This window comes from Leptospira alstonii serovar Sichuan str. 79601, from assembly GCF_000347175.1.
Classification (GTDB): Bacteria; Spirochaetota; Leptospiria; order Leptospirales; family Leptospiraceae; genus Leptospira; species Leptospira alstonii.
On the sequence record NZ_ANIK01000056.1, the window covers coordinates 1 to 24,310 of the forward strand.

General features: G+C 38.3%; 29 protein-coding genes and 2 pseudogenes. 20 read left to right on the plus strand and 11 right to left on the minus strand.

Annotated features, from left to right (window positions below; translation table 11 throughout):
- The 5 genes and pseudogenes from LEP1GSC194_RS11810 to LEP1GSC194_RS11830 form a co-directional block, all read left to right on the plus strand.
- Nucleotides 1-1,535: pseudogene (locus tag LEP1GSC194_RS11810) on the plus strand (DUF1561 family protein); the annotation flags it as partial.
- 411 nt (nt 1,536-1,946) lie between these two features.
- A complete protein-coding gene (locus LEP1GSC194_RS11815) occupies nt 1,947-2,540 on the plus strand; it encodes a hypothetical protein (protein WP_020773851.1) in 594 nt (197 codons plus the stop codon).
- A 3-nt stretch (nt 2,541-2,543) separates the two neighbouring features.
- Nucleotides 2,544-3,098 (plus strand): hypothetical protein, encoded by a 555-nt coding sequence (locus LEP1GSC194_RS11820; RefSeq protein WP_036042550.1) that lies wholly within the window; start codon nt 2,544-2,546, stop codon nt 3,096-3,098.
- Nucleotides 3,099-3,165: 67 nt separating this feature from the next.
- Nucleotides 3,166-3,642, plus strand: coding sequence for a hypothetical protein (locus LEP1GSC194_RS11825; protein WP_039947313.1), 477 nt, complete (start codon nt 3,166-3,168; stop codon nt 3,640-3,642).
- Nucleotides 3,643-3,762: 120 nt separating this feature from the next.
- Nucleotides 3,763-4,167 (plus strand): hypothetical protein, encoded by a 405-nt coding sequence (locus LEP1GSC194_RS11830; RefSeq protein ID WP_155826380.1) that lies wholly within the window; start codon nt 3,763-3,765, stop codon nt 4,165-4,167.
- Nucleotides 4,168-4,554: 387 nt separating this feature from the next.
- On the opposite strand, the gene LEP1GSC194_RS11835 is transcribed toward LEP1GSC194_RS11830, so the two are convergent.
- A complete protein-coding gene (locus LEP1GSC194_RS11835) occupies nt 4,555-4,947 on the minus strand; it encodes a hypothetical protein (protein WP_036042558.1) in 393 nt (130 codons plus the stop codon).
- A 417-nt stretch (nt 4,948-5,364) separates the two neighbouring features.
- Between LEP1GSC194_RS11835 and LEP1GSC194_RS11840 the strand changes: the two genes are divergently transcribed.
- Entirely contained in the window at nt 5,365-5,646 is a 282-nt protein-coding gene (locus tag LEP1GSC194_RS11840; protein ID WP_036042561.1) for a hypothetical protein, read from the plus strand.
- Here LEP1GSC194_RS11840 and LEP1GSC194_RS11845 read toward each other — a convergent pair.
- Nucleotides 5,633-5,926, minus strand: a complete 294-nt coding sequence (locus LEP1GSC194_RS11845) for a hypothetical protein (RefSeq protein WP_020773902.1) — start codon at nt 5,924-5,926, stop codon at nt 5,633-5,635. The two genes, LEP1GSC194_RS11840 and LEP1GSC194_RS11845, sit on opposite strands and share 14 nt — an antisense overlap.
- Before the next feature lie 42 nt (nt 5,927-5,968).
- On the minus strand, nt 5,969-6,892 hold the full coding sequence (locus LEP1GSC194_RS11850) for an IS1595 family transposase (protein ID WP_020773849.1): 924 nt from the start codon (nt 6,890-6,892) through the stop codon (nt 5,969-5,971).
- A 31-nt stretch (nt 6,893-6,923) separates the two neighbouring features.
- Between LEP1GSC194_RS11850 and LEP1GSC194_RS22675 the strand changes: the two genes are divergently transcribed.
- From LEP1GSC194_RS22675 to LEP1GSC194_RS11880, 5 genes are all read left to right on the plus strand, one after another.
- Nucleotides 6,924-7,082: a hypothetical protein gene (locus tag LEP1GSC194_RS22675; RefSeq protein ID WP_020773819.1), complete on the plus strand. Its 159-nt coding sequence runs from the start codon at nt 6,924-6,926 to the stop codon at nt 7,080-7,082.
- 40 nt (nt 7,083-7,122) lie between these two features.
- Nucleotides 7,123-7,383, plus strand: a complete 261-nt coding sequence (locus LEP1GSC194_RS11855) for a hypothetical protein (protein ID WP_036042564.1) — start codon at nt 7,123-7,125, stop codon at nt 7,381-7,383.
- Between the two features lie 1,850 nt (nt 7,384-9,233).
- Nucleotides 9,234-9,452: a helix-turn-helix domain-containing protein gene (locus LEP1GSC194_RS11870; protein WP_016753132.1), complete on the plus strand. Its 219-nt coding sequence runs from the start codon at nt 9,234-9,236 to the stop codon at nt 9,450-9,452.
- A gap of 123 nt (nt 9,453-9,575) precedes the next feature.
- Entirely contained in the window at nt 9,576-9,851 is a 276-nt protein-coding gene (locus tag LEP1GSC194_RS11875; RefSeq protein WP_036042569.1) for a hypothetical protein, read from the plus strand.
- 207 nt (nt 9,852-10,058) lie between these two features.
- Nucleotides 10,059-10,487, plus strand: a complete 429-nt coding sequence (locus LEP1GSC194_RS11880; protein ID WP_017808400.1) for a hypothetical protein — start codon at nt 10,059-10,061, stop codon at nt 10,485-10,487.
- A gap of 631 nt (nt 10,488-11,118) precedes the next feature.
- Here LEP1GSC194_RS11880 and LEP1GSC194_RS11885 read toward each other — a convergent pair.
- Nucleotides 11,119-11,511, minus strand: a complete 393-nt coding sequence (locus LEP1GSC194_RS11885; RefSeq protein ID WP_036042573.1) for a hypothetical protein — start codon at nt 11,509-11,511, stop codon at nt 11,119-11,121.
- 162 nt (nt 11,512-11,673) lie between these two features.
- On the opposite strand from LEP1GSC194_RS11885, the gene LEP1GSC194_RS11890 reads away from it, so the two are divergent.
- The gene (locus tag LEP1GSC194_RS11890) at nt 11,674-11,976 is read left to right on the plus strand and encodes a hypothetical protein (protein WP_036042575.1); all 303 of its coding nucleotides are present in this window, start codon (nt 11,674-11,676) and stop codon (nt 11,974-11,976) included.
- On the opposite strand, the gene LEP1GSC194_RS11895 is transcribed toward LEP1GSC194_RS11890, so the two are convergent.
- Nucleotides 11,973-12,185, minus strand: coding sequence for a hypothetical protein (locus LEP1GSC194_RS11895; RefSeq protein WP_036042576.1), 213 nt, complete (start codon nt 12,183-12,185; stop codon nt 11,973-11,975). The genes LEP1GSC194_RS11890 and LEP1GSC194_RS11895 overlap by 4 nt on opposite strands.
- Nucleotides 12,186-12,274: 89 nt before the next feature.
- On the opposite strand from LEP1GSC194_RS11895, the gene LEP1GSC194_RS23100 reads away from it, so the two are divergent.
- Complete coding sequence (locus LEP1GSC194_RS23100) at nt 12,275-12,565, plus strand: hypothetical protein (RefSeq protein ID WP_036042578.1); 291 nt, start codon at nt 12,275-12,277, stop codon at nt 12,563-12,565.
- Here the strand turns inward: LEP1GSC194_RS23100 and LEP1GSC194_RS21425 are convergent.
- Nucleotides 12,520-12,801, minus strand: a complete 282-nt coding sequence (locus LEP1GSC194_RS21425; protein ID WP_081605091.1) for a hypothetical protein — start codon at nt 12,799-12,801, stop codon at nt 12,520-12,522. The two genes, LEP1GSC194_RS23100 and LEP1GSC194_RS21425, sit on opposite strands and share 46 nt — an antisense overlap.
- A 119-nt stretch (nt 12,802-12,920) precedes the next feature.
- On the opposite strand from LEP1GSC194_RS21425, the gene LEP1GSC194_RS23105 reads away from it, so the two are divergent.
- Entirely contained in the window at nt 12,921-13,223 is a 303-nt protein-coding gene (locus LEP1GSC194_RS23105) for a hypothetical protein (RefSeq protein ID WP_232424465.1), read from the plus strand.
- Here LEP1GSC194_RS23105 and LEP1GSC194_RS11910 read toward each other — a convergent pair.
- The 3 genes from LEP1GSC194_RS11910 to LEP1GSC194_RS11920 all read right to left on the minus strand — a co-directional run bounded on the left by LEP1GSC194_RS11910 (nt 13,220) and on the right by LEP1GSC194_RS11920 (nt 15,740).
- Nucleotides 13,220-13,513, minus strand: coding sequence for a hypothetical protein (locus LEP1GSC194_RS11910; RefSeq protein WP_036042583.1), 294 nt, complete (start codon nt 13,511-13,513; stop codon nt 13,220-13,222). The two genes, LEP1GSC194_RS23105 and LEP1GSC194_RS11910, sit on opposite strands and share 4 nt — an antisense overlap.
- Nucleotides 13,514-13,641: 128 nt before the next feature.
- Nucleotides 13,642-14,592 carry a glycoside hydrolase family protein gene (locus tag LEP1GSC194_RS11915; protein ID WP_020773885.1) on the minus strand — a complete coding sequence of 317 codons (951 nt, stop codon included), beginning with the start codon at nt 14,590-14,592 and terminating at the stop codon, nt 13,642-13,644.
- A 20-nt stretch (nt 14,593-14,612) separates the two neighbouring features.
- A complete protein-coding gene (locus LEP1GSC194_RS11920; RefSeq protein WP_017809955.1) occupies nt 14,613-15,740 on the minus strand; it encodes an aminopeptidase in 1,128 nt (375 codons plus the stop codon).
- On the opposite strand from LEP1GSC194_RS11920, the gene LEP1GSC194_RS11925 reads away from it, so the two are divergent.
- From LEP1GSC194_RS11925 to LEP1GSC194_RS11950, 6 genes are all read left to right on the plus strand, one after another.
- Nucleotides 15,739-16,845, plus strand: a complete 1,107-nt coding sequence (locus LEP1GSC194_RS11925; protein ID WP_020773847.1) for a S1C family serine protease — start codon at nt 15,739-15,741, stop codon at nt 16,843-16,845. The two genes, LEP1GSC194_RS11920 and LEP1GSC194_RS11925, sit on opposite strands and share 2 nt — an antisense overlap.
- A gap of 30 nt (nt 16,846-16,875) precedes the next feature.
- Entirely contained in the window at nt 16,876-18,180 is a 1,305-nt protein-coding gene (locus tag LEP1GSC194_RS11930; protein ID WP_020773804.1) for a pyridoxal phosphate-dependent aminotransferase, read from the plus strand.
- Between the two features lie 32 nt (nt 18,181-18,212).
- Nucleotides 18,213-18,983, plus strand: coding sequence for a glutamate racemase (murI, locus tag LEP1GSC194_RS11935; protein ID WP_020773806.1), 771 nt, complete (start codon nt 18,213-18,215; stop codon nt 18,981-18,983).
- A 218-nt stretch (nt 18,984-19,201) separates the two neighbouring features.
- Entirely contained in the window at nt 19,202-19,810 is a 609-nt protein-coding gene (gene lsa19, locus LEP1GSC194_RS11940) for an adhesin Lsa19 (protein ID WP_173644585.1), read from the plus strand.
- 123 nt (nt 19,811-19,933) lie between these two features.
- Nucleotides 19,934-20,968, plus strand: coding sequence for a phosphoribosylformylglycinamidine cyclo-ligase (gene purM / locus LEP1GSC194_RS11945; RefSeq protein WP_020773879.1), 1,035 nt, complete (start codon nt 19,934-19,936; stop codon nt 20,966-20,968).
- A 73-nt stretch (nt 20,969-21,041) separates the two neighbouring features.
- The gene (locus LEP1GSC194_RS11950) at nt 21,042-22,235 is read left to right on the plus strand and encodes a chloride channel protein (protein WP_173644584.1); all 1,194 of its coding nucleotides are present in this window, start codon (nt 21,042-21,044) and stop codon (nt 22,233-22,235) included.
- A gap of 94 nt (nt 22,236-22,329) precedes the next feature.
- On the opposite strand, the gene LEP1GSC194_RS11955 is transcribed toward LEP1GSC194_RS11950, so the two are convergent.
- A complete protein-coding gene (locus LEP1GSC194_RS11955) occupies nt 22,330-23,271 on the minus strand; it encodes a sensor domain-containing diguanylate cyclase (RefSeq protein WP_020773816.1) in 942 nt (313 codons plus the stop codon).
- A gap of 78 nt (nt 23,272-23,349) precedes the next feature.
- Nucleotides 23,350-24,282: pseudogene (locus tag LEP1GSC194_RS11960) on the minus strand (sensor domain-containing diguanylate cyclase).
- Between the last annotated feature and the right edge of the window lie 28 nt (nt 24,283-24,310).

Below are 24,310 nucleotides of genomic sequence, written 5' to 3' on the forward strand. Positions count from 1 at the left end.
CTCAGACCTTGTGTTATCAATGAACCTCGTCAGAGATGGATCCTAAAGGATAATTCCTTTTGGACTGCGGATGGGTTTTATCGTTTGAAGGATACCAATGGTACGGCTATATCTCAAGAAACTCTAAGGACAATTATAACCACACCTTAGACTCTTCGATGGACGACTGGACGAAAACCGTGGCCACTCCCGGAAACATCAGCATTAAAACTTTCATAGCTTGGAACTTGGGAAACGACCGCTACTTCATTAACTCCAAAGGCTCTGAAAAAAATACCACGTCCATTTACTACAATCCAGAAAGCGGACATCTCGCTCAATATAATCCCGCTAACGGATCTCTCTATTGTATGTATTCTAAGGTGAATGATAATAAATGGAATTGGGTTCAATGGGGATTGTGCAGCGACGCAGCGATCAGTAAGGATAATCCCGCCTATTGGAACGTCCAACTTGAAACCGACGAGGGAGGGATGATCACCGACTACAAAGGTAATGTCCTAAGAGTTACCAGGTATGGATCGAATTGGGGCGTTGCATATGCAGCTAAACCTTCTTATTTGGAAAAAGATACCGCCAATAGTCCGACCTCTCTGTTTACCGTTGATAAAAATTTACTGGATTGGGCGCGTTACACGGCGGGCAATCTCGGTAAGACAGGACAGTATTGTCCGGCCGGTAACAAGGGAAGTCTTGCATATAAAAGGGTAAAAAGAACCTTACCGTCCGATTTTCAATTAACGGATGAGTGGATTCGAAGACTATTTGCGATAGCGGTTTCGGTTGGACCCGTAGGTGAGGGCGATGCCCATGGGATGTGCGGCGTTTGTCTGCTTCATAGCTTTCAGATGATAGCTGAGCTTCAGGAGTATCATTCTCAAGGACCTCTTCAGAGTGGAGGTTACTTTTTCGATACCAACTTCAATGTGGATCCTTTCGTCTCGTTTGGACAACGTTATCCGCTGTTGGATATGTTGCTGACGGATATTCCTAGAATATACGGTCCCGCCAATAGGAGAACCGTACAGTTAGCATTGGCATCGGCTAGAACTATGTTGCCTCAGTACAACTGGATTCTTTCTAACGAATACTCTACTCGGTCCGCGATACGATCCCACATTAACACACTTATAAATTCTCCCACCGGAAGCATTTGGCTGGGATTATTATGGCAACGTGATACGGATGGAACGATATCAGGGCATGCCGTTCCGATTCTTAGGACCTCTCAGGGGATCGTGGTAATTACAACGAATTCGTATTCGTATTCGTTTTGGCCGGGATTTGACCTGTTCAGGAACGATTTAACACCCACCAGCGATCCGCTCCAGGTAATAAATAGACTGGAATCGAGTAGGACTCTGACAGGATTTACAACGATACAATTAGCTGGGGTTTACCACAATACTTTCGACTTCGTAATTGCTAACAGGAATTGCACCGGAGAAGGCGAAGACAGAAGAGGTACAGGAGAATACCCGACCGGCGCATCCGTAAATCAGTGTCCGGAGGAGGGGCGATGCACACGGCTTTAAGTCGGTGATCTGGAATAAAACTTTTCCCAATTATCCCGAATAGGACATAGAGGAATGTGCCCTATAGATGAAAATTCTTCTGATTGAAAAGTCTTACTAATTAATTGGGAGATTAACTATAAATTAGATACATTTATAACGTATTTTATTTATAGTTAAAAAGAGCAATTTAGAGCAAAAAAGATATTTTACAAAGATCTGGGTACAATATATCTGGGTCTATAAGTTAGTTATAGGATTTTAGGTCATTTTTAGGTAGATTCGCTCTATAGAACCCTTGTAAGAGTTTGTTTAAATTGGTAAAATTACTGGTGAAAATATACATGGATATGCCTTTTTGCGGAATTTCCCCAAATTCAGAGTTCGATAATTTCTCTCATTTAATTTTAAGATTCTCATAAACCTGCCCAAATGAACCTAACAAATCTTTCATTTGTATTATTAGCTCAAAATCACAACCCTACCGTGGTAGTAGAAGATTTCTGGAAAAGCGTAGGCGTAATTAATGACGCTTCAGAAATTAAAAAAGAAAACCTTATAATTACACCTGGCTTGTCGCAATTACATCTGGAATCAGGTGAGAAAATTGTTGTTGATCCAAATAGATTCCAGGTTCTTAGCAACTCTAAAGAGAAATTAGTTCACATTTTAAACAGCTATTGTAAGAATCTTCGCTATATTCAGGGACAAGCACTTGGATTTAACTTTAATATAGTAACGAAACCTAACATATACAAAGAATATTTAACAAGAATTTTATGGGATGCAGTCCCCGATCTAATTAACTTAGCATTTCAAAAAACATATAATAATTCTATTGCAACAATCAATCTGGACATAAGTTCAGAGGATCAGGCCGTTTTTTCATTTAACTTTAATTATGACTTTGTAAATACGGCATTAGGTGATTTGAAAATTAATTTTCAATTAGAATGGGAAAATTGTGAAAATAATGCTAAAGATTTTGTTTCCAATTTAGAAAAAGGGAGTTTAAGCAAAGTATAAATTATGGAAGAGATCTTCAATTCACTTACTTTTTACTCAACAATAATTTCTAATGATCTAATTTCAGTATCAAATAAAATATATCAAAAGCGACTATTATATTTATTTGATATTGAATTGAAGAAAATTTCAAGTGAAACCATCAAAAAAGATTTAAAAAAGAAGTTCAATGAATTTCTCAGTATTATGTATGATATTCTTAATGGACAAGAACATGTGAAGATTTGTCCAGATCCGTCGGTTTATCTTATAGGGAACTATGGAACCAACTATAGTATTCATTTTGAAATTTTTCCCTCTTCCGAAAATGCAGATGATTCTCTTGAATGTGCCATGACAATTTTTCATAATAAAGAAAATATTGCAAATGAGTTCGGCCTTATTAATGAGATTGCAAATAGTTTAAAAGCCTTTATTCAAAAAACTACAATTAACGATGAGAATCATATTCCTAAAACGGCTCCTAGAGTTTCTGCTAGATCTCTTAATTCGATTTCAGATCAAAAATCAAATGTATCCAAATCACCTTCTACCAAAGCCTGGATACCAGCTTTATAATTTCGACAATTTAGAGTATCAAGATCATTGGTTATTGAGATTTACAGAATGTGATCTTAATGAACCAATGCTGATTGAAGAAAAATTAAACCCTGCAATTATTGCAAAAGAAGAGGGAGAGTTCACGCGGTATTCCATAAATAAAATGCCTCCATCTAGAACAGAGGATATAAAAATTAAGGTTTTAGATCCGTTTCCTCCTCCTTTTTATGAGAGTAATGCAACTGAATTTATAGAATCAAAAGATATTCGATTTTTTATTGAAAATAAACGAAGATTTTTTGGTTTAAAGGTCAAAGATTTTCATAATCATGTTGGTAAATTTCCTAAAACCTTACCAGGGAAGCCGTCCGTAGAAGAAACTAAGGAATTTAAAGTAATCGTTCTTCACAAACCGTTAATGGTTAATTTCTCTCACTGTGAATTTCAAATTACTATTGATGGAAATCCAGTGGAAAAATTAGAGAGTAAGGGTTGGGGCCAAAAAGTTCGACATCTTATGAAAGCTCGAATTGTTGAATTAGCAATTGCCTCGTGGATTTAATCGTCAAACATCCAATAGATCTTTAGGCTTTACTTTCAACCTCTTTGAAATCTTAAAAATAGAGTAAGATTATCCATTTTCGAAGTCCTTAATAATAATATGAACCTTACTAATATATTTATGGAAGCATTAGAAGTTACACCTAGAGAAGCAGGAAGATTTATTTATATGCATTACGGTATTTATTTACCAAATGAGTGTAAGATTTTCCATAATAGGTATTTACATTTAAGATATTATCTTCGCAAGATTTTGGACAAATTTTCTGAAGTAGTTTCAGCTTATCCTCTAGGGATTTTTCTTTATGAACTTTCAAAAAGGGTATATACTCCTGATATTCTTCTAGGAAAACTTTTCGCTGAAAATCCGGGAATTCCTGAAAAGATTCGTTCTGACGTACGAGAGATATATGGGGAGCCAGAAGGAGACTCACGACCATTTGTATATCGTGTGAAGCATCGTCGCCGCATTGAACGCATACAGGAGAGTTGGTTGTATAAAAACTTCCACAAGAAAAACATTTAGTGATTGTTATTGATTTACATTTTGAACAGAATACTGGAGGACTCAAATTAGACGAATACCTTTCGAGTTTTAAACATTCTTCGTTATTACATAATGTATATCTATATGAAATCATAATTTCTTTTTCTATCATAGAACATTAAAATTCATTTATATGATTTAAGTTGTCAATTTGTTTTCTATTTTATTTCCCTTATAGGACATAGGATTTGTCTTTCATAATTTTTTTTATACTAACTATATATGGATAAATCTCAAGAACAAGTTTTGGATATTCTTATAGATAATATCCATAATAAGAATAATGATGAAGAAAATCATTACTTAAAAGAAGCTTATAAGATTCATCAAAGATTATCTCGAATGCAAGATAGCTGGGTTTATAAGTTATTTTTGAAGATCCAGAGTGGCAACCCATTTAGCCATTGGAAGAAGTGAAGCTTTTAAAATTACAAACGGAAGTCTTGTAAGTTGCGTTGCAATGGGCTGTTCGTAAACAAATGCTACAAAAAACCATACATTCTCTTTATTAATTTCTGAATTAAATTGTTCAATGGAATTATTCGGAATACCAAATGATAAAGGAACTGCTTCTAAACCAGAACATTTCCATAAAGCCCAGGGCAAGTATTCATTGTCAAATAATACTATTGTTAATTCTCTTTTAAAATAGTTTGAAATACCACTTTGCCAAGGGAGGGTAGCTTGCCGAGTATGATAAATTTCTTCACTTAACTTTGAAGATAGTCTATTCGCCTCATCTTTATATGTTTCACTCATTTTGATTATTACAGTTAATAATTCAGAAATTAATTTCTGAATTGTTGTTAGGAAATGTCAATAAAATTAGATTACATTTTCTTATAGGACATTAGAAAATTAGGCTAAAATTGAGTTTCTTCTTATCGCACCGAATGATACAGATTTACCAACTCAATCCATCGAGCCAACTTTACTTCGTTTTCCTTAGATTTAGGTAAATCAGTTGGCAATTGTAAACGTAGATGGATGTCAATGTAAGCGTTAAGGAGCCTCGGATTTACTGAGAATTACGTAAGATTCCAATCTTCTTGAGTGAGATAATTCGTGATGTCAGATATCGATCCTTTGCTTTTGGGCATACTTTTTAACTCCTACAATTCTATCAGTGGGAATCATTGAAGAATGAATTTCTGAAATTTGCCCAACTAATGGAATATGGAACTAATAATCACTGAAGAATATGCAGATAAAATCGCTGAAGAATTACGACTCGCAATAAGAAAGGCATTAGTCGGCAGACCTTTTTCATCTATTGAAGATGGCATAGTTTTTGAAGATCATACAGCGATTATGGGTGGATTTGCCGACCCTGCTGGTAAATTGATCATACATCAGCATAACCAAGAACGTCCTTATTATAAAGGTAGTTATCGAAAAATGTTAGATATTACTGTTCAATTTTGTAAGGGCTATGTGAATAACTTCAAGGAAGTTTGAACTGATACTCTTTATCGTCAAGCCTCAGCAATAGTAATTTCCTAAGATCTAATTCACAACTATTAGCAATTTGTCTTAGATTTCTTTCAAAACTTTCCAGATTTTCAGTCTTGATACCTTTTAAAAAACAAGTAGATCTTGGTATCTTATCGTCATTATAAGGATGAATAATTGATAAACAAAGATCCTTTAAACTTTCATAGAATTCTTTATAAGCTTCTATCGAAGCTTCTTTGCTGTCTGGGATCTTGTGTGCGTCAAAAGAAATAAGTAAATCCATAATTTAGGATTTGTATAATGGCATTAGAATGAGTCAAACATTTTATTCTAATAAACTCCTCTCTAATAACTCATAGAATATCTTCTTATTCTTCCTATTATTGAACTTAAAAGTAAATTCATCAATATAAGCTTGCAAATACTTACCTGATACATGATGAAAAGAACCGACCAAGCCTCTTTTAAATATTGACCAAAATGCTTCCACATTATTTACATGGATTCCGTTAAATGCATATTGATGTTGACTATGATTTATCTTTTGATGCTCGTAACCTCTCTTATCAAGAATCTTATAAGATTTAAATTCATCAGTCATAATTGTAGAGTCTTTAGTTGCTACTTTTTCTAATATTTCTAAAAGCTGTTTTCCAGTTAATTTCTGACCTAGCTTATTTGGAAGAGCGACAGTTGCATAAATTTTATCTTTTTCACGATTATATACACCAACAATAGGTGTCTTTAAAGTTCCCCTACCTCTTTTTGGTTTTTGTTTAATTTTAGGACTAGTGGAAACATATGCTTCATCGATTTCAAAAATTGCTTTGAAAACATTCTTAGTTGTAACCTGTCCCATGGCCTTACGGATTTGATGAACCATTCTCCAGCTCGTTTTATAAGACCCTCTAATCTCTCTATGAACTTGACAAGCTGACATTCCTTTCTTTGCATTTGTTACAAGATGAATTACATAAAGCCATTTTCTTAAATCTAATTTTGAATCCTTGAAGATAGAGGACTTAAAAATACTGAAAGAATTGTTACATGAATTACATTGGAATTTTCGCGGAGTCTCTTTCCTGTGTACAACTCTTTTAGAATCGCAATGGGAACAGCGAACACCTTTGGGGTATTTGATATGAAGAAAATAGTCAATTACATCCATTTCTGTAGGAAACCTTTCCATTAGTTCCAGAAAAGAAATTCCGATTGCTCTGACTATAGTGGTTTGACTACCCTTGCCCATAAGCAATATTATAAGGACGGAATGGACAAAAATGGGAGAAGCAGAGAAAAAACTCTCAAAAGCTCAAGAAAAAAAGATCCTGAAAATAACAGAAAAGCTCAGAAGTAATCCTGAGCTAATTTTGTGGGTTGAATTAGCAATCTCTCAATATGAAAAAGTAACGAAAGGTAGGAAAAAATTTAAAGAGTAATTTTGCTACTATTTAAATATCAAATCACAGGATTAAAAAGATGCTAACAGAAGATCTTATTGCTAAAGATGCCATATTAGAGAGACATAGGAAACGAGCACTTCGTGATACAAATAAATCTACAGAAACAAGAATCGTTGAATTTTTAAAAGACAAACAATTTAAGATTACTGGCTTAGGTTATCCCAAAGATAAAATCATATTAACCTTAGAAATAGCTCTTCCCAATACAGATGAAGATTTTTTCATTTCAGAAGAAATATCTAGTATTCTAATAGATGCCCATGGAGGAATTAGTTAGGATTTCAATTCTCGAAAACAGAAGAATTAAGACTTTCAATATCTACTTGGGATGAAGGCAGAATTTCACTTATATCAATAACATTGAACTTTCTTAAATGTGGGCCAGGTATAATGAGGTCTAATTCAAAATTTAGATAGAGATTATCAGAGTCTATTTTTTCAAATGAATTTATTTTTCCTGTTACAATTTCATTGGAATTCGTAAGGATAGTTATTACTTCTCTATCAATTTTTCTTCGCAAATTGATTTCACTTTTTATGATATTTACATATTTATTATGGTCATCTATATTCATAATAGCAAAATGGATATACGCAAAATCAGATTGTCAATCTTTTTTATTAAAAGTATAAAAAACTAAGCATTCATTATATAATAAAAGAGAATAGAATTTATTATTTCATGTTTCTATTATATTCCGAATCAAATAATTCATTGATTAAAATCAATGATCCAACCCTTCGGCGATATTTGGATTTTTTTATTTTGCCGGAAATTTTGATGTACTTCGGTTTTCCAGGAAGCACAATCCAAGCAATAACTGGATTTGTTAAAATAAGAGATGCCGGAAGAAAACAATGATAGAATAATAGGGATCACGTATATTAGGGTAGCGGGAATTCTAAAATTGACTTTCTTGAAACAGAAAAATAAATATCCGATCACTAACATCGTGTTCGGAAGATAAAAATATCTTCCTCCTCCAATCAACAAATCGGGATACTTTGGATTCACCGCGAATATATAAGTTAAAATAGAAACAGTCGCAGAGCCGATCATCAAAGAACTTGCAAATTTATCTCTTTCTTTAATTGCAAACAAAACCAAACCTGTAAAGAATAGGAACAATACGTTTTTTAGTTTTATCCACGATTGAATATCTATTAAATTCAAGATCGAATATCTACTACCGATTTCTCCAACAAAGGAACCTAATAAGATCCTGTAAAAATAAACAAGATTAAACTCTTCCATCGAGAAGCTGAATCTATTGTGAAGAGAGTTATTGTTATTAAGTATGAAAATTGAATATATCTGAATGAGAACTGGAAATAAACTGAATATTAAAAATTTATATTTTTTCTGAGATAGGACTAAATATATATAGATTGGTAAGACAAAGATGGCGACTGGGCCGTTCAGTAATGCAATCCAGGATAAAAAAACATATAGAATATTACGTGCTTTTGAGATTTGATTCAAGTTATCCATGCCGATCAGAATCAATATCCACGGAACGACAAAATGCAAATTAATCGAATTTAGAAAAATTTCTTCCGAGGGCCCGGTTAATAATATTAACGTGAATGAGCAAATTATCTTATTCTTAAAAGAATGTAAACGTTCGTTTTGTGATAAGCTAATCAAAATATGAGGAACCAACCAGATGGAGAGGGAAAACAGGATCATAAACATCGGAACCGTTTCCAAAGGAAGTAGGCTGCTTACATACGAGAACGTTCTGGGAAGTAGGGAATAATATCCGAGTTCGGGTTTGAAGATCGTTTTAAATCCGTAAAGATACGCTTCTCGAAAATAAATTGTTCCTTCTTCCGCCCACAATTGAGGTTCTATAAAAAGACGAAGGTCTCGAATCATTATAATTAAGAAGGGAACTATAAGGAATCGGACTTCATTGAGAACTTTAACTTTTAAAAAAACTTCTGAAGTTAAGAGTCTCTTATGAATTCTAAAATGTTTAAGTGGTGATTTGAATATACATAAGACATTTCTATCATTTAAGATCATTCCAAGCCTCTATCTACGCACGTTTTTCCGTGCTACATTCGATTGACACACGAAAATCTGTGTGTTTAAAATGTCAAGTAGGGCACATAATTTCGTGTGTGGAATATGAAGAATTTATCCGGAAAGTTGGACAGAAAATAAAGGAAATCCGGGTAGCGAAAGGCATTACTCAGGAAGCGATGGACGAAGGAGACTATGCTATTTCTTACCGGACGGTGCAAGATATCGAGAATGGGCAGTCCCACCCATCGGTACGTTCTATTTTTAAGATATCGAAGAGGTTGAAAGTAAAACCGAAAGATCTATTGGATGTGTGAAATTTGGAGGGAAATTAATATAATTCTTACCTTACTATTTATATTTATACTAAGGGGAGATTTATTAAAGTTTTCTATTGACCTAAGAATCTACTAAATATATAATAAGGGGGGGGGGGTTGTATGGATAAGATTAAATTAACAGATTTACTTAGTGATCCTGAGATGATGGAAGTCCTCAAGACTATTTCAAAAGAGAGAGCAATTGTTCGTCGATCCTTACAGGCGAGAACCGGATTAACTAGAAATAAACTATCTGAGCTAGTCTCTAAATTAAAAGAATCAAACTATATTAATTCAAGTCGAACTAGTCCATTTGAAGACTTTGATTCAATTTTCATTACTGCTAATGGCTTATCTGCCGAAAGAGAATTAAATAAATTAAAAATTACTAAATGACGGATTGAGTAGATACAATTGGATATCCCCTCTATTAGTGCGTATGTATTTCTTTTTACCTTAGTGAAAGTTGCACTTGAGCTAATACACAGCTCAAAATCATCATTCAGTTCCCTTCTTAATTTTTCATCAATATTATATTTAGTAGTCTCGTCAATAGTTAATATGCTGGCTTCGATTTTGTGTTTTCCTATTTTAAAAGATAAAATGTCTAATGATCTAAAATCAAGTTTTGCTTATGCGTTTTTAGCCACGTTTGCTTCTGAAGCGTTTGTTAGAAATTTAAATATGTCTTTTTTCGATATAGGTATACTATCCATTCGAGACTGGTTAAATAAAGTAAAAGAGCTTGCGATAGGAGCCACCTTGTTTAAGGCTGAGGCAGATTCAACTCATTCAAGACACAAAAAGGTCGATGAACTTTTGAAAAAAGTTTCCGATGAACAATTGGATTTCCATATAAATAGGCTCTTTACGGAAAATGTACTCGCATCAGATATTTTAACTGATGCTGGAAATAGTAATGATCCTATATCATACAAAGCTTGGGCGATTGTCAGTAATTTCCCCTTGGAAGCAGACGCCTTAATAAAAAATAATAAATACAGACCAAATATTGCTAATGTTATTAATTAACTAATTTTAGCCTAATTTTTCAATGTCCTATTTTGGGATAATTGGGAAATTTATCAAAAAATAGCATTTACCTGTCAAAATTAGTAGGTATCCGACCATTGAGGCTATTCCTAAAATATCCCATAATTATTGTAGTATCTAACGGGACTCCTTTTTGATGAGAATTATGGATTTTTGCTAATTCTAATAATCTTCTTTTAACTTGATTAATTGCGGCTTCTTCGATCATTGATCCTTGATAAATGTAAATCAATTTTCGTAAAGAATTTAAATTGACACATAATATTAAAATTTCAATAGTTTGAATATTCTAAATGCGTCATTTGGAGAATATTTTCTGTGAAAATTATTATCGATATCAGCCCGGCTATTGTTACAGAATTAAATAAACCTGTGGTATTGTCCCAGAAGTTAAGATTTGTTGCATTCGTTCAGGTGTTATTTCTTGATTTTGATCCATAAATTTAAGTTCATCTTAATTAGTAGGTCCTATTGAGGCAAATAACGATATTATAGAAGCTATAAACCAACTTATCATTGATAAGTTGGTTATGGGAGGGCAAGACGATTCGATATTTTTAACTGATTTAGGCTATAAATATATCGAAAAAAATCTTTAATTTAGATTTTTCTAATTGGGTATTATATCTCTTATTGTAATCGGATTGTCTAATACACCTAACTTTATTTCTATATAATCTTCACGTAAATTATTTAAATCAAATTCTGGCATTTTCAAATAATTTATAGGAATGAAATTCTCTCCATTCTCACTAGTAAAGCTAAAGTTGTAAGTATCAACATAGAATTTACCATTTTCTATATCATTTTTTTTCAAATCATGGGTGACGATTTTTAAGGTAAAAACGTCTTTTATAAATTCTTCAAATGGGAATGAAATTTTCAGAGGGACCGAGCTTTGTTCAAAAACATCCATTACTAATTCAATCTGTTCTGGGAGTATTCCAGATACTTCAAATCGTTTTTTTAATTCTTCTTTGTCTATTTCTATTGCTGGATTCATAATATCTTAGTTGAAGTCAAAATTCTACTGAAATGGTAATTTACCACATTTTCAAATGTCTTATTTGGGAAATCATTAAATACAAATACTATTGACAATTTAAATCTTCGTATATTGTTTTTGTCTAAAATAAAATCAAAATAATAATGGATGTAAAAATGTATGATGAATAATAAACCAGCAAGTGCAGCACTTCCAGATAAAGGTCCCGAAAGTGATGGGGAGCGAATAGAAAGGATTAGGAAAAGAATACAAGGATTTGTATCTTTATCTACTATTACTTTGGAAGTAATGTTAACCAACGGTATTTCTATTTCTGGTGTATATAAAACGTTCTCTATTTCAAATCCGAATTTAGGGTATGCTACAACTGAAGCTTTTTTGATTCTTACATTGTCAGATGGTGAAGAAAAAAGTATTAACTTTTTGAATATTATTGATATAAAGAAGCAAAGCAATAATTAGTTATCTATTCTCTGTAAAATTTTAAATAGATCATTTTCTATTTTATTGTTCTCAGGAGAAAAGGGTAATCCATCAAATTTTACTAAAACTTCAAGAATAAATCCATCTGCTTCCAAGCTATGAGAGTATTTAATTAAGAAGGTACTTTTATTGTTTTGTTTCAATAGCTCAAGTAAAGACTCTTTAACTTCAGATTTAGTATTTTCCATAGGTAGTTAGATTAGTAGATAAAAATGGATTTGAGATTGTTAGTTTTTAGCTTAATTTCTTAATGTTTTGTTTGGATAATTGAGAAAAAATGGGTTTTATTAAACAACTTAAAAGTAGTTTGGGATACCTAATTATGAACAAATATACAGATAAAGAATTAGATCAACGCCATGTTCGTGCGATTAAAAGTTGCATTGAAAAGTTTAGGAAAGGTGATCAAATTACAATACATATATCTAATATTTACAATGCTATTATCGGAGAATTTTTGGAATTTACATTTGATGCAGATGAAGTTTCAGGTATTTTAACTTATCATAGCCAAGAAGAGAATCAAACATGTTCTTTTAAATTGATAGAATCGGTTAAATGGGTTTGAGACTGTTCACTCTTTGATATATTTTTCTCTACATACACACTCCAGATTAAATCCATAAATTTTATATAATCCTCATGATTCTCAGGAGAACTTTCTCCTCTATAAAAAACTCTGATTTTTAAATCAAAGTGATCGGCAGGATCACTTCCAAAGGCATGAGTGTGAGTAATCTTAATATCTTTATCAGCGAGGAATTCTTTTATTGTTTGTGAGAAGAGTTCTAAGTTTTTTTCCATATTTACATAGTAGTTTTAAAGCATACTAATTAGGCTTAAAAAACCATATTCTCCGATGTCTTTTGGGAAATCATTAAGCATAAATTTAATTGACAATTTAATTTTTACCATATTAATCATTGGCAATGAAAAACGATGATATTTCAGATCGGAATGAGCATGTTCGAGTAATTAATAGTCTTTTAACTTTTAGGAGGACTTTAGATAATGATATAATTACAATATCAGTTCGGAACGAAGGTATAATCATAGGGAAGATAAGGGACAATGAAAAAATTCCAACCAATAATGAGTCATTATTGTTTAGGTTTTTTCTTATCGATATAAATAGCAAGCCGTATGAAATCGATGTAGATCTAATCGAGCAAGTTTTTGAGACACCAAAAGAAACTATCGAAGAATTTAAACAAAGAGGATTTTAAAATTTCTTATTAGAAACTAATCCATCGGCTACATCCACATATAAACAAAAAAGTTCTTCTTTAAGGAAGACTGAGTCTAGATTCTCTTTTATATCTGGAAATGTGATCTTTAGCCCTATCTGACATGTGTTCTTATCTTTACCATCTTGATAATGAATAAAATCTATTCTTTTATCTTTTAAAAATTCTAAAAGACGATCTTCAATTGTATTTTCTTTCGCATCAAGTCGGTAATTTTTATGCCTTTTTAAGATAGCTTCTTTGGTAAAATTTTCTGGAATTAAATTCATAATTCATTAGTTAGTTTAAATCATCCACCATTTCATATGTCCTATAAGGGATAATTGGGAAACTTTTTTACAAACATATCGTCTTATTAAAAATGAGAGTTCCGGAGTAGACCCGCATCCGAGGCGCGTTATTCGCTTTTCCCGACCAATAATCCGATTTTTTCCTTCCCTTTGGTCCAGTGCCAATCGTTTCGAGCGTTGAAGTAAAGGAACCATCTCTTTTGCGTCGAATGAAACTTTACGTCTAAGGCGTAAATGTGGCTCCTCATCCAACCGGAAGTCGGCGCAAGAATCGGTTTCTGCGAAAGAAAATCCCAGGCGAGCCCGTCGGAAGAACGCAACAGATAGATCGCGGAACCCGAGCGACCGGCGGAATTTCGGTAGATACAGTTTTCAAAACCTACGTATCCGTCCTCCGTTTTAAGAACTTTGACGGCGCCTGCGGCCAGGTTGCGACAGGAAGTGTCCGGCGAGATCAACGGACTTTGGAAAGGTTCATAGGGTCCCGAGATTTCATTCGCTTGTGCAACGCCGACGTAGGTCGGTTCGCAAAATCCGCAATCGGGAATTAAGGTGAGCGACGCGCTGTAATAGAGTCGATATTTGCCGTCCGCCTTTACAAGACAGGGATTGCCGATCGATTTACCATAACGCGGATCTGCGTGCCAATCCAGGGACGGTCGAAGGATCGTTTTCGGCTCCGACCAGGTTTTCAGATCGCCGGAGGTCCGCATTTCAATCTGCGAGTTCCATTTCCAAAACGTAAACCAGGAAAAAACGATCTGAAACGGGGTATATCGTTCATACAATAAATAGAATATTCCTTTTTCTTTATATATAAACGGCCTCATCGCGTGTCGGAATAAAAGGCGGCCCTTATCCCATTTGAGCCCGTCGTCGGACGCGTACCGATGTATGCCGAAGAGAGTATGACAGAAAAGATGAAATTTACCGTCCGGAGATTCGGATCTTTCCAGAAACGACGGGTCTGCGATAAGCGGAGTGAAACGCGGGCTTTCCAATACGGGATTGCCCGGATATAAACTCCAATGGATCTGCTTGAAGTCGGATATTTTCAAGAAGTGCGCGCCTCTACCGTTTATTCCGTTTGCAACGGATTGGACTCCAGCAATTTCTTACGTTCCTCGTTCGAAAGATCGACGAGGGCCTTCATTCTTTCGTGGAACTTTGGGAAGTTACGGTCCGCTTTTTCGAATTCTTTGTGAAAAAAATCGGAACCGGAATGATAGCGAAGATAACCCACAAAGTCCTCGTTGTTCCAGTTTTTAGAAGCGAGTTTGTCGATGTGAATCGTTTTGAATTCTTGTTTTGCGGCAAGAAGAGAGTTTTTGAATTCGTTTAAGATCCGTTTTTTACCTTCCAGTTTTTGCGCGTCGTCCAGTTCCGAATCGTATAACATTTGCAATTTGCCCGCCGTGGAAACTAGGAGTTTCCTGAATTTCCGCGATTCTTCCTTGTGCAGAAGAATTTCCTTTTTGATCGGACTTTCCTTTCCTTCTACGGATTCCAGATAATGAAAGGCTCCTTCCTCCTCCACGAAGCTCGCATAACTTTCGTTAAACGAAGAATCGCCCGGAAAGTAAACGGTGGCGTGCGCCATTTCGTGAAACACAAGCGAGGCTACTTCGTACGATTTCGTATCGTCCAACTGGGAGGAAAAAATCGGATCTTCGAACCAACCTAGAGTGGAATAACCCGCGGTAATTCGGATCCTCGTATCCAATCCTTTTTCTTTGAGTAATTTTTCCTCTTCCTTCGCCTTTTCCAAATCAAAGTAACCTTTGTAGGGAACGGTCCCCGCAATCGGAAACCACCAAGTATAAGATTTCAGTTTGAGAGGATAACAAGCCGCAACGTGCCAACCGATTTCTTTCCGATCCAACTGTACGAAACTTTTAAACCCGGCGGAAGGATTCAGAGCCAATTCTTTGATTCCGTATTCTCGAAACGTTTCGACTTGTTGCAGTTTGGTTTTTAATTCGTCCTTCGCGTTCGCGTCTTGGAGAATCGACGGAATCGATTTTCGTTTTAATAAAATGCCCAGTTGTCCCGTTCCCAAATGCCAGAGATAACCCACACATCCTTCGAGAGTCAAACAAAGAACGAATAAGATTAAGATTCTTCCTATAACTCTTCCGAATGGGATTCCGGTTTTCGATTTACACTTGTTCGTCGAACGGAGAGAATTGAATTTAGATTCTAACATGAAATTTATACGTTCACTCCCAAATGTAGTCGTCATCAACGGAATTTTAATCGCCGTCCTCGTATCGATTCTGATTTTTCCGAAGGATTGTTCGTTGTCTTCTCTTTTCTCCGGTAAAAGACCGATCAGCGCCCGCGAACAAAAGTCGGCGATCGAAATTCAAAATTCTTTTCGAAACGTTTATCATTTCGCCAAGGATTCGGTGGTTTCCATTCGAACGAAAAAAAGCGAATCAATCGTAAGCCCGTATCACTACTTCGATTTTAGAAACGAAAGACTGGCTTCTTTCGGAAGCGGATTTTTCGTTCATGAAAAAGGTTATATCGTCACGAACTATCACGTTATCGAAGGTGCGGAAAGTATCGAAGTCATCACATCCAACGGAAGCGTTCATTCCGCAAAGTACGTCGGAAGTCACGAACGCGCGGACATCGCCCTTTTAAAAATCAGAGAAGGTTCTGGACTGCGCGCCGTTGTATTCGGCGATTCGGATAAAATCGAAGTCGGAGACTGGGCGATAGCGATCGGTTCTCCCTTCGGTTTGGAACGTTCCTTCAGCGTGGGAGTCGTTTCCGCAAAGTACAGGGAAGACTTGGACGAGACCGGACAAACTCATATTCAAACCGACAGTATGATCAATCCCGGAAGCAGCGGAGGACCGCTCTTAAATATTTACGGAGAAGTGATCGGAATCAATCGATTGATCCGAAGTGAAACGGGTCGGAACTCCGGAATCGGTTTTGCGATTCCGAGTAACTACGCGCTTAAGATCATACGAATGATCGAGTCGAGTCCAGGCAGACATATTCGTCCGGCGATTCTCGGAGTGATGGCGACGGTTCCGCTTCCGGATCATAGGATCGCATTGGGAATTCCGGAGTCTTGGACGGGAGTTTTGGTTTACGATATGGATCCTCAGTCTTCCGCCGAACTGGGAGGAATCAAACGTTACGATTTTATTCTGGAAGCGAACGGAACTCCGATCAAAAATATTAATGATTTGCGCGAACAGGTTGGAATAGTGGGACTTGGGGGCAAGATCAAGCTCCGTATCTACCGGGAAAAGTCGATGTTGGAACTGCCGGTTAAACTGATTCAGAAATAACGAGTGGGAATTTTTTAGAGGATAGACGGGATGAGAAGAAACATCGTTCACAGCGGAGCGGACGCTCTGATCTATGAAATCAGACAGATCGTAGCCGTCGCAAAAAAATTGGAGCTTCTGGGCCTTCGGATCACCTACGAAAATATAGGAGATCCGATTTTAAAAGGGGAATCCGTTCCCGATTGGATGAAAGAAATCGTATCGGGCCTGGTGATGAAAGACAAGTCTTGGGCTTATACGGCCACGCAAGGTCACGAGCCTACTCGTAAATTCCTCGCCCAAAAAGTGAACGAAAGAGGAGGGGCCCAGATCACCGCGGACGATCTTTTTTTCTTCAACGGACTCGGGGATGCGGTCGCAAAAATTTTCGGTTTTATGAGAAAGGAAGCGAGAGTGTTGGGACCGAGCCCCGCGTATTCCACCATTTCCTCCGCGGAAGCCGCACACAGCGGATATGAACACCTAACGTATAACCTTCTTCCGGAACACAATTGGATGCCGGATCTGGAAGAGATCGAAAACAAGGTGCGTTACAACGATTCCATCGCCGGAATTCTACTCATCAACCCGGACAATCCCACGGGCGCAGTATATGATAAAACTCTAATGAAAAAGATCGTTTCCATCTGCGAAAAATACGATCTTATGCTAATATGCGACGAGACCTACGCGCACGTGAACTATTCGGATCACGGACCTCTTCATCTTTCGGAGGTCATCGGAGACAAGGTTCCGGGAATGGCGCTCCGATCCATTTCCAAGGAATTTCCTTGGCCGGGCGGTCGTTGCGGGTGGTTGGAGGTGTTCAACAAGGACAAGGATCCGGTATTCAGCCGTTACATAAAATCGTTGTTAGACGCCAAGATGCTCGAAGTATGTTCTACGACTTTGCCTCAGATGGCGATCCCGGAGGTGTATTCCCATCCGGATTTTATTCCTCATTTGAAAAGAAGAAACGAAAAGTTCAAAAAACGAGCGCACGCGGCGACCGAATACTTTGCCGGATTAAAAGGCGTAAAGGTCGTGGAACCCAAGGGGGCGTTTTATCTAACCGTGGCGTTTGACGAGGACGTATTGAATTCCTCCATGAAGTTGAACGTGGAGAACAAGAAGGCGGACGAATTCATCCAACCCCTTTTGGCTTCCGCCGCAAACGACAGAAGATTCGTATATTATCTTTTGGCTTCCACCGGGATTTGTGTGGTTCCTCTCTCGGCCTTTTGCACGTTAAAGGACGGATTTCGGGTAACGTTACTCGAAGAGGACGAAACTAAGTTCGATTGGATCTACAAAACTCTTCGAGATAAGATCGGCGAGTATATCGCTTCCGCCTAACGCAGATCTTAAACGGAAATGGGAATTCGCATTTGAAAGGGCCGCTCAAGATCGGACTTATGGATTCGGGGATGGGCGGTTTGTCCGTTCTTAAGGAAATTCTAAAATACGAAACCGATTTCGAAATCGTATATTACGGAGATCTAAAGAACAGTCCTTACGGGGAAAAAGACGCTTCTGCGATTTTAGAACTGACTCGGAACGTATGTTTGCGTCTCGTTCGGGAAAATGTGAACGCCATCCTGTTGGCTTGTAATACCGCGACTTCAGCCGCCGCGGAGACTCTTCGAAAAGAATTTTCCATTCCCATATTCGGAATGGAACCCGCGATCAAACCCGCGGTTCTGCAAAATCCCGGCAAAAAAGTCGCGCTTCTCGCGACTCCCGTCACACAAAGGGAAGAAAAATTACAGAAACTGAAAGCGGAGCTGAACGCGGAAGAGTTGATCGTTCCGATTTCCTGCCCAGGTCTCGCCGGTTTTGTGGATCGCGGGGATTTTACGGGCGCCGAAAACTATTTGATTCCGATATTGAACGATCTTTGGGAACAAACGATCGAAATCTTGGTTTTAGGTTGTACACATTACGTTTTTCTAAAACAAATAATCCTTAACAACTTTCCCGGAGTGAAACTCTACGACGGAAATCCGGGAACGGTCAGGCATCTCTTGAATACCCTGGGAGCGGAAAAGAGGAACTCCGGTAGGAAAGAACGATCGGCCTATAATCTGATTTTAAACGGGGAAAACGAGTTTCATATCCGACTCGCCGAAAAACTTTTAAATTTGGACGACACGTTCTGACTCGTTGCGGGTTATTGCGAGTGGTTTGGTTTTTACATACAATAAAACGCAAGCGTTCCGACAGGAACCACACTAATTTTTGACAAGCCTATTCTTGGAAATAAATTTCCAAAACGATTTTAAAATTTTTAAAATAAATTTCCAAACTTTATGCTAAAAAATGAATCCGTTTTTTTCGATATAGAGTATAATACCAAAACTCCTCTGTAGAGGATTCAATCGGAGTGTATATGATCCGTATATTAATCGCGGTCTCGATTTTATTTCTTTTCACCGTTTGTAAACCCAAGTCGGCCGAAAGCGCGGACGCGGTAGTCACCTTTCTCAAAGGAAAGGCTTCCGTAGTGGAAACGGGCAAGGACCTTTCCCCGCTTGCAAACGTGACCGAAAAACAATCCGTAAAGACGGATTCGGACGCGGTCTTGGATCTCACTTCCAAACTCGGAAGTTTCCGTCTTTTGGGCGGAAGTACGGCGACCTTAGCCGCTCTCAATGCGGACAGCGCATCCTTTCAAGTTTCCGAAGGAAACGTTCTGATCAAGGCGGCTAAACTCGCAAAAGGTCAGAGCCTACTCGTGGACACTCCGACCGTAGTCGCCGCCGTTCGAGGAACTCAGTTCTGGGGAAGAGTGAACGGTAAGGACGAGACCGGAACCTTCGCGGTACGAGAGGGAGCCGTAGAGATCACTCGTAAATCCGATAACGCCAAAGTTCTGATCGAAGCGGGACAGGCAGTGGATTTAAAACCGGGTGAGAAGGATTTGAAAGCGAGAGCCGCCGCCAAAGAAGAATTGGCCGCAATGGAACAGATCGACCAAATGAAATGATTTCCTGAATTCCCGAATCTTCGTCCTTAAGTGCCGGATTTCCCGTATGGATCCGGTTTTTTTTTGTGTGCAGGGATTTTGATTTTCTAAAGGCTATTCTAAAAAGAATCGGAACCGTTTAGAATGGAAGAAAAGATCACATACAAAAGCGCCGGTGTGGATACGGAAAAGGGAAGGGAGTTCGTTCAAAAGATCAAACGAAACGTAGAATCCACACACGGTCCCAGAGTGTTAGGCGGTCTTGGCGGCTTTGCGGGAGCTTACGACGTCAGCGTCCTTAAAAAATACGATCAACCCGTTTTACTTTCCGGAACCGACGGCGTCGGAACAAAAATAGAACTCGCGCGACTGTTGAATACGTTCGATACGGTCGGCATCGATCTTGTGGCGATGTGTGTGAACGACATACTCGTTTGCGGAGGAGAACCTCTTTTCTTTTTGGATTATATCGCATGCGGAAAGTTGAATCCTGAAAAGATGGATCGGATCGTAGCCGGAATCGTTCAGGGATGCAAGCTGTCTAACGCGGCCTTACTGGGGGGAGAAACCGCCGAACATCCGGGAACGATGGAAGAGGACGAGTTTGATCTCGCCGGTTTTGTGGTCGGCGCGGTCGAAAAGGATTTGATGATCGACGGATCGACGATCCGACCGGGAGATAAAATTTTGGGACTCGAATCCAGCGGACCTCACAGCAACGGTTTTTCGCTCATTCGTAAACTTTTATTGAAGGACGGAAAACATCTTCCTTCCGATCCGGAGCGGGTAAAATTTTTAAAAGACTACGCACTCAAACCGACTCGGATTTACGTATCTAGTATATTAAAACTTTTGCAAAAGGTTCCGGTCAAGGGAATGGTCCACATCACCGGAGGCGGTTACCAGGAAAACGTACCGAGAGTTCTTCCGCAGGGAACTCGGGCGAAATTCTATAAGGACAAAATTCCTTCCGGATATTTTTTCGAGAGGATCAAAAAGGATCATAAACTCGACGAGATGGAACTTTTTGCGACGTTCAACATGGGAATCGGTTATATGCTGGTCGTTTCCGAGGAACACTCGGATATCGCCCAAGAATTTTTAGAATCGACGGGAGAATCCGTTCACAGAATCGGAGAAATCGTTTCCGGCAATAAGGAAGAGGTTCTTTTCGTTTAACGGCGTATCTATGATCACGATCGTCAATCTGCTTCGGTCTCCCATTCTGGTTCTTTCCAGAAAAAATCCATTCATGCTTTCCAGGCTTACTTTTTTTTACGTGATCTTAGGAATCGCGGGAGGACTTTTTTCGGCGGCGTTCTGGATGTTTTTGGAATATCTCACTCGTTTTACTTCGGCGATTTCCGGAATTTATACCGTACCGTTTATGACGGCGACCGGATTGTTTATCGGGCTCATCATTCATTTTTTGGGGGAACCGGGAGAAATCTCATTAGTAATCGATAATATACGATTTCGAGGCGGAAAACTGGACGCGGGCCAGAATCCTTCCATGGCTTTTTCTTCGATCTTGAGCATTTCCGCGGGGGGAAGCGCGGGCCCGGAAGCGCCTCTCGTTCAGATTACGGGTTCTTTCGGGAATTGGTTTGCGGAAAAACTGGGTTTAACCGGAGAGGAATATCGTTCGATGACGATCGCCGGAATGGCCGCGGGTTTTACTTCTCTTTTCGGATCTCCTCTGGGAGGCGCGTTATTCGCGCTTGAGATTTTACAACACAGGCACGTCGTGGAATATTATAAGGCTCTTCTTCCCGCGTTTTTATCCAGTACTTCGGCGTTTTTTGTTTTTCTTTGGATGACACATATCGGTTTACAACCCACTTGGCAGCTTCCTCAATACGTTCCCGGAGACATTCAAGATTTCTTATATGCTCTTTTGTTAGGGGCGGGCGGGGCGGCTCTCGGATGGATGTTTTACGGCTTATTCATCGTCAATCGTTGGGTTTATTCCAAAATTCCCGGACAAATCTATTGGAAAACGTTATTCGGCGGTCTCGTGTTGGGTTTGATCGTCTGGCAGATCCCACTCACCCGTTTTTTCGGACACGATCAAATGAATCGAATCGTGGAAGATAAATTTACTCCGATCTTTTTGTGCGCGCTGATTTTTTGGAAAACCTTTGCGATTACGACCACGGTTGCGAGCGGTTGGAGAGGAGGTGTGATCATACCTCTGTTTTTCCTCGGAGCCTGCGCGGGAAAACTTCTGTTCAATTTTTTTCCGAGCGAAAACGAATCGTTTCTGATGATCTGTTTGATGGCAGCGGTAAATTCTTCCGTGACTAAAACGCCGATCTCAACCACGATTTTGTTATCCGAATTGACGGGCCTTTATAGTTTTACACCCGTTTTGATCGCGAGTCTGAGCGGTTACTTTTTATCTCCTAAAGAACCGTTCATTTCCACTCAGGGCAAAGAAAACTAGAACCGTTCAAAAAAATCCGCCGTTTTTTTAAACCTCGTTTTGAAGGAAAAAAAGGTGTCGTAGCGGCCGAAATTCAATTTTTGCGAGCGGACGTTTAATTTTTCTTCTTGAGTTGTGAGCTGTGCGTCGCCTGATTTCTGCCGTTCGTTTTCGAATGATAGAGGGCTTTGTCGGCGTTTTCTATTAGAGACGTTGAATAATCGAATTTCTTAATTTGTGTGTTTTTATCGAAATTTTCGGTTGCTACTCCGACACTGATGGTAACGGATCTTTTTTCCCATGCAAATTCTCTCGTAACGGTTACCAATTTTTCCGCCAATTCGATCGCTTTGTCTTCGGATGTATTGGGAAGTGCGATGATAAATTCTTCTCCTCCGTAACGGGCCAAGACGTCGCTTCCGCGAAGTGTTCGGGTCAAAAGAGAGGCCAAAGTCGTCAGAACCTGATCTCCCGCGGGATGACCAAATTGATCGTTGTAATCTTTGAAGTGATCAACGTCGATCATCAACAACGACAAAACATTTTCTTGCCGTTGTGTGAGACTGATGAGATAATTCATCTCCTCGTTGAAGGATCTTCTGTTTTTCAGTTTTGTGAGAGGATCGGTATACGCCTGTTCGAACAACTTATTGTTTGTGTTTTTAAGTTCTGTTGCCAGTTGACTGATCTTTTGATTGGACTCGACGAGATCGGTGATATCTCTCGCGATCGCGTAAATCAATCCGGTTTTTTGATTCGGGAAAGCGCTCCAGGAGAAGTGTCTATAACTTCCGTCGACACAACGATATCTATTGTAAAATGCAAGAGTGGGGGCCCCGAATTTCAATTTTTCGACTTCATTTACAGTAGCTTCAATATCCTCGGGATGGATAAAGTCAAGGAAAGTGTGGGTAAGAAGCATCTCTTCGGACCATCCGAGAATTCTCTGAAAAGAAGGATTGATTAGTTTGAAATAGCCGTCCGTTCCTGCGATACAAAGCATATCCAAAGAGACGCTAAAAAATTGAGTCAGATCGTATTGGTTTTCATCGTTCATATTTGATTTTGTTTAATAAGTATAACGCTTTTGCGAATATTTACTCGTATCTCCTGATTGATAATAAATCAAAAATCGTTACGATTTAGTTTGAAAATTATGCGTAACTTGATCCCTTCCGTTGATTTTGGAATGGTACAAAGCCCTGTCCGCATCTTTGATTAGGTTTATCGAATAATCAAATTTATTAATTTGGGAATTTTTATCGAAATTTACGGTTGCCGCTCCGACACTGATGGTAACGGATCTTTTTTCCCATACAAATTCTCGGACAACGGCGACCAAATTTTCCGCTACTTGTACGGCTTCTTCCTGCGAAGTGTTGGGTAACGCGATTATGAACTCTTCTCCTCCATAACGTGCGGCGAGGTCGTTTGTACGAAGCGTTTGCTTGAGTAGAAACGCTAGATTGATTAAAACTTTATCACCCGCGGGATGACCGAATTGATCGTTGTAATTTTTAAAACGATCGGCATCGATCATAAGCAAGGACACGGAACTTCCTTGTTTTTGTGCAAGCTAGATGAGGCAATTCAATTCTTCGTTAAAGACACGTCTGTTTTTGAGTTTGGTAAGAGGATCGGTGGAGGCCTGTTCGTACAACTTATCGTTCGTTTCTTTGAGTTCGGAAGCGAGTTGACTGATTTTTTGATTGGATTCGACGAGCTCGGTAATATCTCTTCCGGTTATGTACACCAAACCGGCCTCCAGATCCGGAAAGCCGGTCCATGAAAAGTGTTTGTAGGTTCCGTCCGCACATTGATAGCGATTTTGAACGGACGATCTAGGAACTCCTCCGTCCAATTGTTTGAATTCTTGCATCGATTCTAAATCGTCCGGATGTAATAAATGAAAGGGATCTCGTCCGAGTAGTTCTTCTTCCGACCAGCCAAGAATCCTGTGAAAGGACGGATTTATGGATATAACGGTGCCGTCTAATTTTTGAATGGAAAATAGATCCAACGAGTATTTGTAAAATTTTTCAAAATCGCATTTGTTATCGTTTTTCATTTTAATTCTCTCCGAATTCTTCCTAAAT

What these genes read in the sequence shown, in the direction of transcription:
- LEP1GSC194_RS21425 (WP_081605091.1), bottom strand. Translation starts at nt 12,801, where the DNA reads ATGGAAAAAAACTTAGAACTCTTCTCACAAACAATAAAAGAATTCCTC.
- LEP1GSC194_RS11890 (WP_036042575.1), top strand. Translation starts at nt 11,674, where the DNA reads ATGATGAATAATAAACCAGCAAGTGCAGCACTTCCAGATAAAGGTCCC.
- LEP1GSC194_RS11835 (WP_036042558.1), bottom strand. Translation starts at nt 4,947, where the DNA reads ATGAGTGAAACATATAAAGATGAGGCGAATAGACTATCTTCAAAGTTA.
- LEP1GSC194_RS11885 (WP_036042573.1), bottom strand. Translation starts at nt 11,511, where the DNA reads ATGAATCCAGCAATAGAAATAGACAAAGAAGAATTAAAAAAACGATTT.
- LEP1GSC194_RS11950 (WP_173644584.1), top strand. Translation starts at nt 21,042, where the DNA reads ATGCTTTCCAGGCTTACTTTTTTTTACGTGATCTTAGGAATCGCGGGA.
- LEP1GSC194_RS11955 (WP_020773816.1), bottom strand. Translation starts at nt 23,271, where the DNA reads ATGAACGATGAAAACCAATACGATCTGACTCAATTTTTTAGCGTCTCT.
- LEP1GSC194_RS22675 (WP_020773819.1), top strand. Translation starts at nt 6,924, where the DNA reads ATGGGAGAAGCAGAGAAAAAACTCTCAAAAGCTCAAGAAAAAAAGATC.
- LEP1GSC194_RS11840 (WP_036042561.1), top strand. Translation starts at nt 5,365, where the DNA reads ATGGAACTAATAATCACTGAAGAATATGCAGATAAAATCGCTGAAGAA.
- LEP1GSC194_RS11815 (WP_020773851.1), top strand. Translation starts at nt 1,947, where the DNA reads ATGAACCTAACAAATCTTTCATTTGTATTATTAGCTCAAAATCACAAC.
- LEP1GSC194_RS11910 (WP_036042583.1), bottom strand. Translation starts at nt 13,513, where the DNA reads ATGAATTTAATTCCAGAAAATTTTACCAAAGAAGCTATCTTAAAAAGG.
- LEP1GSC194_RS11845 (WP_020773902.1), bottom strand. Translation starts at nt 5,926, where the DNA reads ATGGATTTACTTATTTCTTTTGACGCACACAAGATCCCAGACAGCAAA.
- LEP1GSC194_RS11920 (WP_017809955.1), bottom strand. Translation starts at nt 15,740, where the DNA reads ATGTTAGAATCTAAATTCAATTCTCTCCGTTCGACGAACAAGTGTAAA.
- LEP1GSC194_RS11820 (WP_036042550.1), top strand. Translation starts at nt 2,544, where the DNA reads ATGGAAGAGATCTTCAATTCACTTACTTTTTACTCAACAATAATTTCT.
- LEP1GSC194_RS11880 (WP_017808400.1), top strand. Translation starts at nt 10,059, where the DNA reads ATGTCTAATGATCTAAAATCAAGTTTTGCTTATGCGTTTTTAGCCACG.
- LEP1GSC194_RS11825 (WP_039947313.1), top strand. Translation starts at nt 3,166, where the DNA reads ATGCTGATTGAAGAAAAATTAAACCCTGCAATTATTGCAAAAGAAGAG.
- LEP1GSC194_RS11925 (WP_020773847.1), top strand. Translation starts at nt 15,739, where the DNA reads ATGAAATTTATACGTTCACTCCCAAATGTAGTCGTCATCAACGGAATT.
- LEP1GSC194_RS11850 (WP_020773849.1), bottom strand. Translation starts at nt 6,892, where the DNA reads ATGGGCAAGGGTAGTCAAACCACTATAGTCAGAGCAATCGGAATTTCT.
- LEP1GSC194_RS11930 (WP_020773804.1), top strand. Translation starts at nt 16,876, where the DNA reads ATGAGAAGAAACATCGTTCACAGCGGAGCGGACGCTCTGATCTATGAA.
- LEP1GSC194_RS11875 (WP_036042569.1), top strand. Translation starts at nt 9,576, where the DNA reads ATGGATAAGATTAAATTAACAGATTTACTTAGTGATCCTGAGATGATG.
- purM (WP_020773879.1), top strand. Translation starts at nt 19,934, where the DNA reads ATGGAAGAAAAGATCACATACAAAAGCGCCGGTGTGGATACGGAAAAG.
- LEP1GSC194_RS11855 (WP_036042564.1), top strand. Translation starts at nt 7,123, where the DNA reads ATGCTAACAGAAGATCTTATTGCTAAAGATGCCATATTAGAGAGACAT.
- LEP1GSC194_RS11895 (WP_036042576.1), bottom strand. Translation starts at nt 12,185, where the DNA reads ATGGAAAATACTAAATCTGAAGTTAAAGAGTCTTTACTTGAGCTATTG.
- LEP1GSC194_RS23100 (WP_036042578.1), top strand. Translation starts at nt 12,275, where the DNA reads ATGGGTTTTATTAAACAACTTAAAAGTAGTTTGGGATACCTAATTATG.
- LEP1GSC194_RS11830 (WP_155826380.1), top strand. Translation starts at nt 3,763, where the DNA reads ATGGAAGCATTAGAAGTTACACCTAGAGAAGCAGGAAGATTTATTTAT.